This is a genomic window from Algoriphagus algorifonticola (genome assembly GCF_007655305.1).
GTDB classification, from domain to species: domain Bacteria; phylum Bacteroidota; class Bacteroidia; order Cytophagales; family Cyclobacteriaceae; genus Algoriphagus; species Algoriphagus algorifonticola.
This window is the reverse complement of record NZ_VLOG01000008.1, coordinates 98,906-115,033: the sequence shown is the minus strand read 5'-3', so window position 1 is coordinate 115,033 and position 16,128 is coordinate 98,906. Positions and strand designations below refer to the sequence as shown.

Sequence of the window (16,128 nt, the reverse complement as noted above, 5' to 3'; positions counted from 1 at the left end):
GTTAGGAAAAAATCCTTTTTTTAAGCTTTTGATGATTTGATTTCAGGCTTATTTTTCAATAAGCAGAAGATAATTTGGAACTAATCATCCTTTCTTTGGAATCATATTTTCCAGTTTGAAAAGGAAGGCATATTCCAAGGCTATTTCTTTCAAAGCATTAAATCGCCCGGAAGCTCCTCCATGCCCCGCTTCCATATTGGTGTGTAAGAGCAAAAGGTTTTGATCTGATTTAAGTTCCCTGAGTTTTGCTACCCATTTGGTCGGCTCCCAATATTGCACCTGAGAATCATGCAAACCTGAAGTTACTAAGAGATTTGGATAGGATTTAGTTTCTACATTATCATAAGGAGAATACGAAAGCATATAATCATAATAATCTTTCTCTTTCGGATTTCCCCACTCTTTAAATTCACCTGTTGTCAATGGAATAGTTTCATCCAGCATTGTGGTCACCACATCTACAAAAGGAACAGCTGCAATTGCTCCATTGAAAAGCTCCGGACTCATATTGATTACTGCACCCATCAAAAGTCCTCCTGCACTGCCTCCCATTGCGTACAAATGAGATGGGCTAGTATATTTTTCTTTGATTAGATGATTGGCACAGGCTATAAAATCTAGAAATGTGTTCTTTTTCTTTAACAATTTACCGTCCTCGTACCAATTCCTGCCTAAATCTTCTCCTCCTCTAATATGCGCGATGGCATAAACAAACCCTCTGTCCAATAAGCTCAGTCTACTGCTTGAAAAATAAGCATCCATGCTAAAACCATAAGAGCCATAGGCATATAAAAGGAGAGGGTTGTTTCCATCAGGTTTAAAAAGAGATTTCTTGTAAACCAGAGAAACTGGGATCATTACTCCATCTTCGGCTTTTGCCCAAATCTTAGCGGATTGATAATCACTCTCCTGATAGCCTCCGACAACCTCTTGTTGCTTTAATAAGGTTCTTTTCCTCGTGACCATGTGGTATTCAAAAGTTGAAGGTGGAGAAACCAAAGAATTATATCCAAACCGAAGAATCTCTGTTTTGAATTCGGGATTATTTCCTATCCAAGCTGTGTAGGTTTCTTCTTCAAATTCCAGTTCATGACCAGCACTTCCATCCCAGGGTTTGATGAATATTCTGGTCAACCCATTACTTCTTTCTTGAGATACGAAGAAACTTTCAAATAAATCAAAGTCTTCTATTAATACCTGATCCCGATGGGGAATGAAGTCTTCCCAATATTCCAAAGAAGGGTTTGAAATTGGAGCTTTGACCACTTTAAAGTTTTGAGCTTGATGATTGGTTCTAATCCAAAAATGCTCTTCATAATGATCGACTGCATACTCCAAATGAGGAACTCTACTTTGGATCAAGTTCCATTTTCCGTTTGGATTTTTTGCTTCTAAATACCTAATTTCCGAAGAAATGGTGCTTTCAGAATGAATGAATAGATAGTCCTGGGACTTTGACTTGTGAACATGACAAGTAAATTCTTCATCCAATTCTTCAAAAATCAACTCAGAGTTCTCAGGCTTAGTACCCAGTTCATAGCGAAATATTTGATTAGACCTCAGCGTATCAGGGTTCTGTTTGGCATAGAATAGGGTGTAATGGTCTGTTGCCCAGGCCATGTTTCCTGTAATTTGTTCGATTTTTTCCGGTAGGATTTCTCCGGTTTCAAGATTCTTGAAATGAATGGTATAGATTCTTCTTCCAACTTCATCTACCGGAAAGGCCAACATTTTTTGATCAGAACTGACTGCAATTCCGGCTACATGGAAATAAGCCTTTCCATCTGCTAGTTCATTGACGTCAAGGATAATTTCTTCCTGATTTTCAAGGCTATCTTTCTTTCTACAATAGATCGGATATTCTCCTCCTTGACGATATCTCACATACCAATAATATCCAGATTTGAAATAGGGTACACTTTCATCATCTTCCTTGATTCTACCTTTCATTTCATCAAAAAGATCCTTCTGAAACTCTTCAGTATCTTTCATAACCTCTTTCAGATAGGCATTTTCATCTTTTAGGTATTGAATGACATCCGGGTTTTCCCGATCTCTCATCCAGTAATAATTATCAATCCTTCGGTGTCCGTGTGCTTCTAAAATCTCTGGCTTCTTAGGGGCTATTGGTGAATTCATCAAATTTCAATTTAGGCTGCAAGTTTACTAAAAAGGCTTGACGAGGACCCGATTTTGAAATTAAATGCATTTTTTTAGGTATAAAAACTGATAAAAAAGGGATGAGCTATTGTTTCATTCAATTTTTATTAAAATATTAAGGGAGTTTTAATCAACCATCAACCTTTCACCTATGGGAATGCTAAAAGAATTTAAAGAATTCGCTGTCAAGGGCAATGTAGTCGATTTGGCGGTCGCGGTAATTATTGGGGGAGCGTTTGGCAAAATTGTGTCGTCTTTTGTGAACGATATAATAATGCCTCCTCTGGGTCTTTTATTAGGCGGTGTAGATTTTAAAGATCTCGCTGTAGTGCTGAAGGAAGCTGAAATGGATGCCGCTGGAGAAGTTGCAGTTGCAGCTGTAAGTTTAAACTATGGAATGTTTATCCAAAACGTAGTGGATTTCGTAATCATCGCTTTCGTGATTTTTCTTGCTATCAAAGGCATGAACAACATGAAAAAGAAAGAGGAGAAAAAAGAAGAAGCTGCTCCACCGCCAGCACCACCAAAATCCGAAGTTCTTTTGGAAGAAATTCGAGATTTGCTCAAGAAGCAGTAAAAAATCAAACGGCTCTCATATTTGGGAGCCGTTTTTATTATTGTTGGATTCTACCTTTCTGCCTCTGATAAAGCATTCTGGTAAAATCTCTTGAAATTCCATTCAACTTGAGAATTTGTTCATAGCTAATGACTGAGGCTACTTCCTTCACGAACTTTTCTTCATCATCAATCATTTGCCTCTGTACCGCAAATCTTTTAGCAATCATATCCTTAGCCTGAGAATCTGAAATAGAATTCGCTTCTCTTCGAGGATTTAGCTCTGCAAGTTTTCGAAGGTTTGCTTCTCTTTGATTTGAATATTGATTGTATAATGGCCAGAATTTTTGGGCTTGTTCCGGACTTAGGTCTAATCTTGTAGAAATGAAGGCGATTTTGGCATCCTCTAATTTCTGTCTGTCAAATTGCTGACCCGGCCTTTGAGCATATGCCTGCAAAGAAAAGAGAAAGAGGTAAATGCCTATCCATAGGGTTTTTCTCATAATTCATATAAATTTTGATCATCAGTATCCCACAGTTCATCCACAACAGGGAATTCCTCTTCTATAATTCCTTCCAGCAATTCATCAGGATTATCACTCATGGATAAAATGTCTTCCGCAGTCCAGTAATTTGCGTCAATGTACAGATTGACTTGATTGTCCAAAACTAGATATTCATCGGTTTTGGGTTGGGGAAGAAAGGTGTAAATCCCGACTGACAATGCTATAATAGCAACTGCAGCCCATTTGATCCATGAATAATCAGTTTTGGATTGCACACGTGCCATGATTTGATCAGGCAGGTCTTCAAAGTAGCCTTTTGGCTCTTTAAATGGCTGAATAGGAGGGATAACTGACATATCGTTGGTTAGACTTAATTTAGTGCTTCAGGTTTATTGATTACTGATAATTTCTTCAATTTTTTTGACTGCATGATGATAACTGGCCTTTAAGGCCCCCACACTGGTACCTGTAATGGCCGAAATTTCATCATAACTGAGGTCTTCTTGGTATTTCAAATGAAAAACAAGACGCTGTTTTTCAGGTAATTTTAGTAATGTTTTTTGGAGCTTGAGTTGAATCTCATCACCGTTTAAGCCAGAGGAATGATCCAGATAAGACTCCATTTTCTCTTGATGATCATCCAGCGAAAAGAAATAGCGTTTCTTTTTCTTCTCCAAAAAACTCAAGGCTTCATTGGTCGCAATTCGATACAACCAAGTATAGAGACTTGACTTAGATTCAAATTTATGTATATGATGAAAAGCTTTAATGAAGGTATTTTGCGTCAAATCATCGGCATCCTCATGGATGATCACCAACCTTCTGATGACATGATATACCCTTTTTTGGTAGACTTGGATCAATTGTCTGAAACCCATCTCCTTGCTATGAGGGTTTTGAATTAGATTCAGAATTTCTTGATCACTAATTTGCATTGCTGCTTGGTTAGACCTGAAATGATGGGCAAGGTTTATTTAATTTTTTCAAAAATTTAAAATATTTGAAACCCCAAAACAGAATCCAGGCTTTTCAAGCCCAAAATCAAGGTAATGATCCATATAAAAATTGCCAGTGAATTGATCCACTTTGAGTTTTTATATTCTTTCATCCAAACTTGTTGATTTGCAATCCATATCAGCCAGGCACTGATTAATGGCAAGAGAACTCCATTTGCAATTTGTGCCAGAGAAATTAATGCCACAGGTCTAATGCCAAATGACGAAAATACCAATCCTGCTCCTACAATTATCAGAAAAGATACTCTCATACTTTGTGATTTATTTTCCTGACTCCAATTCATAATTCCACAAATCACCAAAGCACCTGCGAGCGGAGCCGTAATCGAAGAAGTCAGACCAGCGGCCAACAATCCAAACCCCATCAAATAAGTGCCTGATTTTCCAAAAACTGTTTCTAAACCTGAAGCTACGTCCTGAGCCGAATTAATAGACTCGCTCGTATTGAATGTGCCTACTATCAAAATCGCCATAGAAACCAATCCTCCCAATAAAACGGATAGAATGATATCCCTTCGCATGAGCTTAATTCCGCTTGGATTTTTCCATTTTGCTTTGGCCAAACTTCCATAAAGGAACAAATTGTATGGAACCACGGTAGTTCCGATTAAGGCAACCAAGCTTGGGATTTCTTCATTCTTCAAAGAAGGCCAAAATCCTGCAAGAACTTCCGACCAATCCGGTTTTACTAATATTGTGGTGCTGATAAATGCAATTGACATCAATACCACTAGAGCGATCAAAGTCTTTTCTAAGGTTTTAGAATTTCCTGACCAAAGTATCAAAAGAGCGATTGATCCTAAAAGAAAGTTGCCGGAGTCAAGAGAAAATGGACCAAAAGAGAATATTGGAGCTTTCCAAAATGCTCCAAGACCGAGATTTGCGCCCGTTATATTACCCGATTCATAGGCGATATTTCCAATGACTATAGCAGTTAGAACAAGAATGATTTGTACTATTTTGAATAGAGCAGAGCCCTTTTGGGATCTGATGATTTGACTTAGATCCTTACCTGATACTAAGCCTATCCTTCCGCTCATTTCTTGTAAAATAACTGTTGCTAAAACGGAAAGGCCCATTGCCCAGATGAGGGAAAATCCAAAATTGTATCCAGCCAAAGTGCAAACAGTGACCGTTCCGGGGCCAATAAATGCCGCCGCGATGATGGGACCGGGGCCAATGCCGCTAAGTAGTTTTTTTAGACTCAACTGACTTCTTTTTTTGCCAAAATAGCTTTTTGGGAAGACTTTTTGTTAGAATTATGGTTATTCTTTTGGCTTAAAGAAATTCTTATGATCTGGATGCGACGTGTCTTTAAAATTTTGCTGGGAATACTTCTTTCCTTGGTGTTTTTCTTATTGCTTCTTTTTCGCAACGATATATCAGAAGAAAAAATCATCAACAAATACAGCTATCCTGAATCTCATTTTATTGAAGTAGATGGGGTTAATCTGCATGTTAGATTTATGGGAAAAGGAGATCCGGTATTTTTGATTCACGGGAGTTTTTCTTCCTTACATACTTGGGATGATTGGCAAAGAGAAATGAGCCCTTATTTTATGACCATTTCGGTGGATTTACCGGGACATGGTTTGACTGGGCCTGATGAACTCCAACGTTATTCAATTGAAGATTATGGTCAGTTTATATTGAGGTTGGCTGAGAAGCTTTCTATCAACCGCTTTCACCTAGCGGGAAATTCCATGGGTGGAGCAGTGGCTTTACAAGTTGCAAGCACTCGTCCGGATCAAGTTCTCTCTTTAAATTTAATTGACTCCTCAGGTGCTCCAAAACCTGTAAAAAGGAGTTTGGAATCCTCTTCAGAATCTAATGCTAGAGGAGGTGGAGCTTGGGTTTTTCAATTGTTGGAAAATCCTCTTTTTTCAAAAGTGCTTCTAAAATGCACTCCGAAATTTCTATTTTCCATGAATATGAGAGAGGTCTATGGAGATCAGGAGAAAATCAAGTCAGGCACGGTAGATCGTTATTTTGAATTGATGCTAAGAGATGGGAATAGGCAGGCAACTTTGGATAGACTTTCTGGCCCCAAACAATCCTCTATTGACTTCAATAGGTTGACTATGCCAACTCTTATCATGTGGGGAGACAGGGATTCTTGGATTCCTATTTCTCAGGCATATTCCTTGGAAAAAGCAATACCAGGAAGTAAAGTCATAGTTTTCGAAGGAGTGGGCCATGTGCCCATGGAAGAGATACCGACAGAATCTGTCGCAAAATACCTGGCCTTTCTAGGGGTCGAGATCAGGAAGGATTATCTTGATGGTCCCAAATTGATGACTTATGCAAATTGAATTTATTTTAGGACTCATATTTTTTGTACAGCTGATTTTCCTGATTCTTTATCTATTGGACAAGAGGAAAAATCTTAATTCAGAGTTACTTCAATCCCAAATCTCGGAACTAAGAAATGAACTCGATAATGGTTTGGCTTTAGCCAGAAAAGAAAGTAGAGAGAATTTACAGTCCCAATTTCAGTTGGTATTCACTTCGCTAAGAAATCATGCTCAGGATCAAAAAGAATCACTCAAGTCCTTTGGGGAATTATTTAGGCAAAATGTTCAGGATTTCAATTCCGTTCAAAGGGAGAAATTTGGCGAATTGAATAGAAGACAGGATGAATTGATGAAGTCTACTGAGTTAAGGTTAGAGAAAATTAGAGAAACAGTAGATGAAAAGTTGCAAAAGACTTTAGAAGCCAGGCTGGGTCAATCTTTTGAAATGGTCAGCAGGCAGCTGCAGGCAGTTCAGAAAGGCCTTGGAGAGATGCAAAGTCTCGCTAATGGAGTAGGAGATCTCAAGCGGGTTTTAAGCAATGTGAAAAGCCGTGGAGTTTTGGGAGAGTATCAATTACAGGCCATTTTAGAAAATCAATTGGCACCGGATCAATATTTAAGCAATGCCGAAGTGGGAAAAGGAACTCGTGAAAGAGTAGAGTTTGCAGTAAAAATGCCTGGTCAGGATCATCCGGTATTATTACCAATAGATTCTAAATTCCCACAAGAATCCTACTTGAGATTGGTAGATGCCTATGATGCTGTTAACAAAACAGAGATTGATTTCAATAGAGCTGAGTTGATTAAAGCAGTAAAAAAGGCAGCTTCAGATATTCAGCTTAAATACATCCATCCTCCCTATACCACAGATTTCGCAATTTTATTTCTTCCGGTAGAAAGTTTGTACGCTGAAATTCTCCGGGAGCCGGGACTAGCGCAGGCAATTCAACTGGAATATAAGGTACTGGTAACTGGCCCAACCACACTTTCAGCTATTTTGAATAGTTTACAGATGGGCTTCAGGACTTTAGCTATTCAAAAAAGGAGCTCTGAGGTTTGGCAGATATTGGGAGCAATTAAAACTGAATTCGGAAAATTCGGAGAGCTGATAGAGAAAACACAGAAAAAGCTGAATGAAGCAAATTCTGAGTTGGATAAGTTGGTGGGAGTTAGAACAAGAGCTATCCAGAGAAAGTTGAAAGACGTGCAGGAACTTCCAAGTGCAGAGAGTGAAAAGCTCTTGGACGAATAGTTAAAATTGAAAAAAAATGAATTTTTAACTACCTGCTTTGTTACCTTAGCCTATTGGCACAAAAGAATTGGTTTAAATACTGATAACCATCAAGAAAGGTATTACTTTTGTGCCTGTTTTTATCACCAGAACAATTTCTATGGGGATGCACATTGTAATTGCCGGTGCGGGGGATATGGGTTATCACCTGGCTGAGCAATTAAGTTATGACAACAAAGACATCACGCTAATCGATACTGAGCGAGAAGTCTTGGATTATGTTTCATCCAAACTGGACGTCCTAACCGTATTGGGAGACGCCACTTCAATTGAGATTTTACAGAGGGCAAATGTGACCAATGCCAGCATGGTATTGGCAGTTACTACTTCTGAAAAAACCAATATTGTTGCGGCTGTTCTTGCAAAACAGCTAGGTGCCAAGCGTGTGATGGCCAGGGTAAGAAATCACTCTTACCTCAATCCTGAAAATGTTAATTATTTTCAAAATCTAGGAATCGATAACCTGATCTCTCCGACTATGCTCTGTAGTAGAGAGATTTTCAATATGATTCAAAATTCTTCTTTCACAGAAGTTTTTGACTTTGGAGGAGGAAAATTAAATATCGTTGGGGTTACTTTGGATCAATTTAATCCTTTGGTCAATCAAAGGATTATGGATATGAAGACCAATCCCATCTTTGAAGATATCCGCATCATCGCGATTTTAAGAGATCAGAAGACCATAATACCAAGAGGATCCACAATTATCCGAAATAGTGATCACGTGTTCTTTATTTCTAATAAAAAGCATACTGAAAGTATTTTGGAGTTGATTGGTCAGGAGAAAAGAGAGGTGAAAAATATCATGATCATCGGAGGTGATGACATGGCTCTGACTACTGCCCTCAAGCTTGAAAATCATTTCAGAGTAACTTTGGTCAATAAAGATAAGGAGAGATGTAAGTGGCTGGCAGAAAACCTCCCCAATACACTGATAATCAACGGGGATTACAAGAATATAGAGCTTTTGATTGAAGAGGGTTTAGAGCAGATGGATGCTTTTTTGGCACTTACAGAGTCTTCTGAAACGAATATTATTACAAGTTTGTCAGCCAAGAATCATGGTGTGTATAAAACCATCGCACACGTGGATACCAGGGAATATATTCATATTTCACACAGTATTGGGGTGGATTCCTTAATCAATAAAAAATTGGTCGCGGCCAATGAAATTTCCAGGTATTTGAAAAAAGGAACTGTAGAAGCCGTATCCGGTATCTATGGTGTAGATGCAGAATTTATTCAATATTCTGTCTGCAAAAATAACCGCTTGACTAAAAATGCCCTGAAAGATCTTCACTTTCCTGATACTGCTATCGTAGCCGGGGTTATCCGTGGAGAGGAAGTTTTTATTCCGGATGGAGATTTCCAGCTTCAGTTAAATGACAAGGCTATTGTATTGGCACTTCCACAAGCCAAAGGTTCCTTGGACAAACTTTTCCATTAATCTATGATTCATTTTAAGGAAATAGCAAAAATCATGGGAGCCCTCTTGGTGCTCATCTCGATTTTGATGCTTCCTGCAGCGGGGTGGTCAATTTATTTTGGAGAAGACCCTTGGCCAATTTTGGTTGCAATGTGTATTTCAGCCCTTTTTGGTGCATTTTTCTTTTCTTCCTTTTCCAAGCAGGATCAAAATATCCGAAAAAGAGAGGGCTATTTGATTGTGGCTCTTTCTTGGGTTTTTATGACGCTGTTTGGAATGTTGCCCTTTATTTTAAGCGCCGAAATCACCTCTTTTCACGATGCTCTATTTGAGACCATGTCGGGTCTTACTACAACAGGTGCCAGTATTTTGACTGATATAGAGGCAATGCCTAAAGGTCTTCTTTTCTGGAGAAGTATGACGCAATGGATTGGTGGTTTGGGAATTATTGTCTTGACGGTTGCAATTTTCCCACTTTTGGGAATTGGTGGAATTGAACTCTTTGTAGCCGAGTCACCGGGGCCAACTTCTGATAAGGTGCATCCTAGGATTTCCGAAACAGCCAAGAGGTTATGGTATGTCTACGTGGGATTGACTTTATTGGCAACCCTTCTTTATTGGGTAGGTGGAATGACTTTTTATGATGCCATCAACCATGCCTTGACGACCTTGGCTACGGGTGGGTTCTCTACCAAAAATGCTTCAATGGCTTATTATGATTCGGCTTTTATTCAATATGTAGCAATTGTCTTCATGTTTTTGGCCGGAACCAACTTTACCATCATTTATTTTGGTTTGATGGGGAAATTTAGAAGGGTATTGAAAAGTGATGAGTTTAAAACTTACGCTTTCGCTTTGCTAGGGATATCTGTGATATTATTCTACCCAATTTTCGCAAAAGGAGGGGTTGACTATGAATTGGCTTTTAGAAAATCCCTTTTCCAAGTGGTCTCTCTGGTAACTACTACTGGATATGTCACTGACGACTATACACAATACGGACAGGGGATGAGCTTTATTTTCTTCATGCTTCTGTTTTTGGGGGGCTCAGCAGGATCAACAGCCGGTGGGATCAAGTTCGTACGTCACCTGACTTTTATTAAAAATTCCTGGTTGGAGTTTAAAAGACTGGTCCATCCAAGGGCGATAGTACCATTGATGATCAATGGTGACCGGGTTACTGGAAGGATCATTACCCATATTATGAACTTCCTTTTGATTTACCTATTGACTTTTGTCATTGGGGCATTGGTACTCTCTCTAATGGGCTATGATTTACCGACTTCTCTAGGTGCTGTGGCTACCTGTTTGGGTAATGTTGGACCAGCCATAGGAGAAGTAGGTCCGGTAGACAACTTTGCCTTTTTCAGCGGATCCGCTAAAATATTCCTTTCCTTTATCATGCTTCTTGGAAGATTGGAATTATTCACCATTCTGATCTTATTCACTCCATTCTTCTGGAGAGCGAACTAATCAAAAATAGTAAACTGAGCTTGTATTTTGGCAATTCTATCTTCCAGACTTTCTGAGGAAATGGTTGTTCGGCTCAATCTGTCCACCATGATAGGAAAAGAGAATGGGGTAAATTGAACTGGGTGTTTGACCACGATCTTCAATCGATTGATCTTTTTTAAGGCATTAATCAACTTATCTCTATCCATCTGCTGGTTGATGGCTTCTTCATGTGCCTGCTTCAACAATAGGTTATCTGGATCATATTGCTCAAAAACCTGAAAAAGTAAGCTGGAATTGGCCTGAATGTGCTTGAATGTGGTGGGTTTTCCTGGATATCCCTGAAAAACCAACCCTGCAATACTGGCAATTTCTCTGAATTTTCTCCGGGACATTTCACTTTCATTCACACAGTGAAGAATATCCTCCTTGATATTTTTTAGGCTGAAAACATCTTCTTCTAATATTTCTTCAATAGGAATTGGCATATCTGAAAGTAGCTCAAAGCCATAATCATTCATCGCCATATTGAAAGTAACTGGATAGCTTGCTGAAACTCTATAGGCAATCAAAGCACTCATCAATTCATGCATCATTCTGCCTTCAAAAGGGTAGAAAAAAATGTGATATCCCTGCTTGCTTTGATGAGACTCTATCAAGAAGGTGCTTTGATCAGGTACAATGGAAAGCTTACTCTGAAGATCCAAAATCGGTAAAACCTGCTTGACTTCTTCTGATTTATGAATGCCATTATTATACTCTGAAAGTATTTGGAGAATTTTATCTGACAGCATGGAAGAAAGTGACATTCTTGCACCCATCCAGCTTACCACGTTATTGGTTTTTTTCTCACTGACCTTGACTATGGCGCTAAGGTCTCGAATTTGAAGAAGCTCTAATGATCGACCCGCAAAAAAGAATCTATCCCCAATTTTCATTTTTGAAATGAAGTACTCTTCCACTGTGCCCAGGTAGGTTCCATTTTTGAACTTCACTTTCATCATTGCTTCCGAAACAATGGTTCCCATAGAAAGCCTATGTTTCATTGCTATTCTTTTGTTTTTGACTTTGTATAGCCCATCCTCATCTTGACTGACTTTGAGAAAATCCTCATAGCTTCCCAGAGAATTTCCTCCTTTGGTAATGAAATCCATAGCCCAGGCCATTTCCTCTTTGCTTAAATTGGAAAAAGAGTAGGTTCGTTTGACGATTAGATAGATTTTTTCCGGTGCAAATCCTTCGCCTACTGCCAGTGTGACCAAAAATTGAATGAGGACATCATAGGGTAGGATAGGAGCAAATTGAGACTCTATGGCTTCATTTTCCATGGCATCCCTTAAAGCTGCTGCTTCAATTAACTCTAGAGAATTGGTAGGGACGAAATAAACTTCAGAGGGAACACCCGGTTGATGTCCAGCTCTACCAGCTCTTTGCATAAAGCGCGCAACACCTTTAGGACTTCCTATTTGGATGACTTTGTCAACGGGTCTAAAATCTACTCCGAGGTCTAAACTTGAGGTGCAGACCACTAGTTTTAATTTTCCTTCGTGCAAAGCTTCTTCTACCCAAGATCGAACAGACATGTCCAAAGAGCCATGATGCATGGCGATCCAGCCTGCCCATTCAGGTTTGGCTTCCAAAATTTTTTGATACCAAATTTCCGTCTGAGATCGTGTATTGGTAAAAAGTAAGAGAGATTTTCCCGATTCAATAATCGGAATTATTTTGTCCAACATCCTGATTCCCAGATGCCCAGACCAAGGATATTTTTCGATTTCATCTGGAAAAACAGATTCTAGTCGGATTTCTTTTACTACCTCAGCTTTGACAATATTTATGGGAAGGTCTTTTCCTAAAAGCGCCTTGGCAGCTTCCTCCAAATTACCAATGGTAGCAGATATAGCCCATCTTTTGAAAATGTTCGGGCAGATTGCCTGTATGTATTCTAAAGCAAGCTGAACCTGAACTCCTCTCTTATTTCCGACCAACTCATGCCATTCATCAACCACTACAGTTTGAACCGTTTGAAAGAGTTTATGATGATCTTTTTGGGCGATTAATATATGCAGTGTTTCAGGAGTTGTGATTAAGACTTCGGGAGGCCTTCTTTTCAATGCAGCTCTGGTTTTGGCATCGGTATCTCCATTTCTGACTGCCACTTGCCAAGGCAAACCAATAGCCTCGCAAACCTCTTCCATAGCCTTTTGTATGTCTTTAGCTAAGGCTCTAAGGGGAGTGACCCAGATAAGCTGAAGTCCATTGGTTTTGCTGTTCTGCCAATCGTCGGGATGCTGTTGGATAAATTCCAGAATTACCGGAAACCATAAAGCAAAAGTTTTTCCTGATCCTGTTGGGGCATTTAATAGACCTGATTTTCCATCTAAATAGTCTTTCCAGGCATGAAGCTGAAAAGGAAAGGCTGTCCAACCTTTAGACTTGAAGTAATTTAAGGCAACCTGAAAACGCTTATCCTCCATACAGTTTTAAAAGATCTTTCAAGTCTTGAAGTGTATTTGCCTCTTCTTTAGGCTTGTCTTTTCTCCATCTTAAGATACGGGGAAATCTCAAGGCTATACCGCTTTTGTGTCTTGGGCTTGCCTGAATTCCTTCAAATGCAATTTCAAATACAAGCTCTGCTTTCACTGTTCTCACAGGTCCAAATCTTTCTCGGGTGTTTTTCTTGACAAATTGGTCCACCTCCCGCATTTCGGAATCGGTAAGACCAGAGTATGCTTTTGCAAAAGGAACAAGATTTTCTCCTTCCCAAACCGCAAAGGTATAATCACTGTACAAGTCAGCCCGTCTTCCGTGTCCCTTTTGGGCATAAATCATGACTCCATCAATCGTCAAAGGATCGATTTTCCATTTCCACCAATTCCCTCGTTTTCTACCTGTCTCATAGGGAGAATCTTTGTGTTTCAGCATCAGGCCTTCTGCTAAATTAGCTCTGGAATTTTCTCTTATTTTGGCATATTCATCCCAATTTTCAGCCAGAAGTGGACTGGATATTTCCAATCTTGGATGTTTAGTCTTCCGGACGACTTCTTCCAAAATTTGTCTCCTTTTTTTCAAAGGATAGTCTCTGAAATCCGCACCTTCAAACTCCAATAAATCATATGCCAATAGGCTCACAGGGGCATCTTTCAGTATTTTTTTACTAATGGATTTTCTTCCAATCCGTGTTTGCAAAATACCAAAGGGTAGGGGCTTTCCTTCATCGAAAGCCAAAATCTCTCCATCCAATACCAAACCGTCAGGCAATGAACTTCCTAAATCAATAAGTTCAGGAAACTTTTCATTGACAAGTTCTTCTCCTCTGCTCCAGATGAAAGTTTCTTGGTTTCTCCTTATCAATTGTCCTCTAATTCCATCCCATTTCCATTCAACTTGCCACTCTTCTGTCTTCCCTAGCTCTTCTGGTATCTTTTCTAAAGGATGGGCTAAGAAAAAAGGGTAGGGTTTGCTTAAGTCTTTTTCTGCTTCTGTTTGGTCAAAAAGCTGATCAAAGGTTAAAGTTTCAGGATCCCAATTTCCCATCAATGCATAAGCAATGTCTGCTTTTTCCCGGTTTAGAAAATTAGCAAGGGCCTGAGTGATTAAATTTTGACTGACACCAATTCTGAATCCTCCTGTGATAATTTTATTGAACACAAAGCGCTCCATTCGGTCCAGTTTGCTCCATGCATTCAGAATGAAATCTTTCTTTTGTTCGTCGGATTTTTCCTTTAAAGCTATCAACTGATTGATCCAATCACTGAGATGATTGCTCGACTCGGAAGTGGGTAGAGGTAGCAAGAGAGAAATGGTTTCTGCCAAATCTCCTACTGTGTGATATGATTCCTCAAATAGCCATTCTGGAATTGCGGCCATTTCCATACACCACTCTCGTAATTGTCGGGTATTCACTTGCCTTTTCGGTCTTCTGTGAGTGAATAGGGCGATTGCCCAGACTTTATCTTTTGAGGAAGATGTTTCAAAAAAATGTTGCAAAGCTTCCAGCTTATCTTTGGTTTTGTTGGTTTGATCCAACTTAGTGATTAGCTCTGCAAAGTTTTTCATTCAAATGGATAATGAGTAAGAGTATTTAAATTGAAATCTTAACTTAATGGACTTCTTGCCGTTTACCAATTTGAAAACAAGCTATTCATGAAAAAGTTAATTTTTGCGCTACTTTCCGGGTTAATTTTCATATCCTGCACTGACTCATTTGAATCAAATAAATACACCGGCAAGCAGGTTGAATATACTTTATTCAAAGCCTCAGATTTTGATTTTTCTGGAACTGCGACCGTCAGGGAATTGATCGGTGGGAATTTGGAGATGAGTATTGATCTGGAAGGTTCCAGAGGTGATGCAAGTGTAAGTTACCCGGCTCATCTGCATTTTGGGAATATCAATACCCCACAAGCCACAATAGCATTTATGCTCAAGCCGGTAAATGCAGCATCCCTAAAATCAGTGACTGTATTGGAGCAAATGACCAACGGAAATCGATTACTGTTCAATGAACTATTAGGATTTGAAGGGCATATCAAAGTTCATCTAGCTGCCGATGGACCTGATTACAATACAATTTTGGTTGCTGGAAATATTGGAAAAGCTGCGAATGCTTCCAATTTTGATCCGTCTCAAATGGTGATTTGCGGGAAGGATTATTAGAATAAAAAAGAGGCTGTCTCATAAATAGCTCTAGTGTCAGCCTGAGCGCCTGTCTGACGCAGGCAGGGAGTCGAAGGCCATTTCTATCGTTGTGGCCTACATTTCGACTTCGCTCAATTTGACATATTGCACTTTTGAGACAGCCTAATTTTTTTTTAATTTAAGACTAGTGGGAAAGTGATGTCTAAATCGGTTTCTCCACCTGCCATCACAAAATTTTCAAAGTTTGGATTGTTGGCTCCTGGATAGTTTTTATCCAAATCGTGTCTCAAGACAATTCTCATTTGAGCATTGTTGAAACCTGGAGAAGAAGCTACTGTAACGATACCTCTTACACCGATTAGTTCTCCGCTTTCATCATCGTAGACATAAGTAAGTGGTGCGGAAGATCCCACGAAAGCTGATCCCAAGAAATAAAACTGATGCTCATCAGCTTCCTCTAAAATCTCTTCTGTAATATCCTCGTTTTCGATAGCATTGAATACTTCAATGTCTAAACGGTAGGTTTTACCTTTCATAAGGCTTACAGTCTGCACTACAGGAGAAGCTCCTACTTCAATTCCTTCTGGGTCAGAAGCCTTGAAACTGATTGGTGTACCAATAGGATTACCCGAAGCATCCAACTCAGTAAAATTTAAGGTCACATCAGTAATTACTTCTCCGTCATTTTCCTCTACAGGCTCTTCCGGCTCGCAGGCAGTAAATACGAATAAACTTACGATTAATGCGTAAAAAGGGATTTTTTGGATAGTTTTCATTGTGTTTATAA

14 protein-coding genes are annotated in these 16,128 nt (G+C 39.3%); 6 read left to right on the top strand and 8 right to left on the bottom strand.

The features are described 5' to 3' along the window. Positions 1–84 precede the first annotated feature (84 nt). Positions 85–2,139, bottom strand: coding sequence for a S9 family peptidase (locus FL972_RS01140; RefSeq protein ID WP_144602498.1), 2,055 nt, complete (start codon positions 2,137–2,139; stop codon positions 85–87). 172 nt (positions 2,140–2,311) lie between these two features. On the opposite strand from FL972_RS01140, the gene mscL reads away from it, so the two are divergent. Further along, positions 2,312–2,737: a large-conductance mechanosensitive channel protein MscL gene (gene mscL, locus FL972_RS01135; protein ID WP_144602495.1), complete on the top strand. Its 426-nt coding sequence runs from the start codon at positions 2,312–2,314 to the stop codon at positions 2,735–2,737. A gap of 37 nt (positions 2,738–2,774) precedes the next feature. On the opposite strand, the gene FL972_RS01130 is transcribed toward mscL, so the two are convergent. From FL972_RS01130 to FL972_RS01115, 4 genes are read right to left on the bottom strand one after another with little or no spacing between them, the layout of a single operon-like run. Then, the gene (locus FL972_RS01130; protein WP_144602493.1) at positions 2,775–3,218 is read right to left on the bottom strand and encodes a Spy/CpxP family protein refolding chaperone; all 444 of its coding nucleotides are present in this window, start codon (positions 3,216–3,218) and stop codon (positions 2,775–2,777) included. Continuing rightward, positions 3,215–3,577: a hypothetical protein gene (locus tag FL972_RS01125; RefSeq protein WP_144602491.1), complete on the bottom strand. Its 363-nt coding sequence runs from the start codon at positions 3,575–3,577 to the stop codon at positions 3,215–3,217. Before FL972_RS01125 ends, FL972_RS01130 begins: the two co-directional genes overlap by 4 nt. Before the next feature lie 33 nt (positions 3,578–3,610). Further along, on the bottom strand, positions 3,611–4,156 hold the full coding sequence (locus tag FL972_RS01120; protein WP_144602489.1) for an RNA polymerase sigma factor: 546 nt from the start codon (positions 4,154–4,156) through the stop codon (positions 3,611–3,613). Between the two features lie 56 nt (positions 4,157–4,212). Continuing rightward, positions 4,213–5,445 carry an Nramp family divalent metal transporter gene (locus FL972_RS01115; protein ID WP_186299965.1) on the bottom strand — a complete coding sequence of 411 codons (1,233 nt, stop codon included), beginning with the start codon at positions 5,443–5,445 and terminating at the stop codon, positions 4,213–4,215. Positions 5,446–5,529: 84 nt separating this feature from the next. Between FL972_RS01115 and FL972_RS01110 the strand changes: the two genes are divergently transcribed. From FL972_RS01110 to FL972_RS01095, 4 genes are all read left to right on the top strand, one after another. Further along, a complete protein-coding gene (locus FL972_RS01110; protein ID WP_144602487.1) occupies positions 5,530–6,549 on the top strand; it encodes an alpha/beta fold hydrolase in 1,020 nt (339 codons plus the stop codon). Next, the gene (locus tag FL972_RS01105; protein WP_144602486.1) at positions 6,539–7,783 is read left to right on the top strand and encodes a DNA recombination protein RmuC; all 1,245 of its coding nucleotides are present in this window, start codon (positions 6,539–6,541) and stop codon (positions 7,781–7,783) included. The genes FL972_RS01110 and FL972_RS01105 overlap by 11 nt, the downstream gene beginning before the upstream one ends. A 139-nt stretch (positions 7,784–7,922) precedes the next feature. Further along, a complete protein-coding gene (trkA, locus tag FL972_RS01100; RefSeq protein ID WP_091650315.1) occupies positions 7,923–9,269 on the top strand; it encodes a Trk system potassium transporter TrkA in 1,347 nt (448 codons plus the stop codon). 3 nt (positions 9,270–9,272) lie between these two features. Next, a complete protein-coding gene (locus tag FL972_RS01095; RefSeq protein WP_144602484.1) occupies positions 9,273–10,721 on the top strand; it encodes a TrkH family potassium uptake protein in 1,449 nt (482 codons plus the stop codon). Here the strand turns inward: FL972_RS01095 and FL972_RS01090 are convergent. Together FL972_RS01090 and FL972_RS01085 are read right to left on the bottom strand one after the other, a co-directional pair. Beyond that, positions 10,718–13,177: a ligase-associated DNA damage response DEXH box helicase gene (locus FL972_RS01090; protein ID WP_144602482.1), complete on the bottom strand. Its 2,460-nt coding sequence runs from the start codon at positions 13,175–13,177 to the stop codon at positions 10,718–10,720. The genes FL972_RS01095 and FL972_RS01090 overlap by 4 nt on opposite strands. Continuing rightward, positions 13,167–14,759 (bottom strand): ATP-dependent DNA ligase, encoded by a 1,593-nt coding sequence (locus FL972_RS01085; protein WP_144602480.1) that lies wholly within the window; start codon positions 14,757–14,759, stop codon positions 13,167–13,169. The genes FL972_RS01090 and FL972_RS01085 overlap by 11 nt, the downstream gene beginning before the upstream one ends. 87 nt (positions 14,760–14,846) lie before the next feature. Here FL972_RS01085 and FL972_RS01080 point away from each other — a divergent pair, with 87 nt between their 5' ends. Further along, positions 14,847–15,359: a hypothetical protein gene (locus FL972_RS01080; protein WP_144602478.1), complete on the top strand. Its 513-nt coding sequence runs from the start codon at positions 14,847–14,849 to the stop codon at positions 15,357–15,359. Between the two features lie 155 nt (positions 15,360–15,514). On the opposite strand, the gene FL972_RS01075 is transcribed toward FL972_RS01080, so the two are convergent. Continuing rightward, positions 15,515–16,117, bottom strand: a complete 603-nt coding sequence (locus FL972_RS01075) for a hypothetical protein (RefSeq protein WP_144602476.1) — start codon at positions 16,115–16,117, stop codon at positions 15,515–15,517. Between the last annotated feature and the right edge of the window lie 11 nt (positions 16,118–16,128).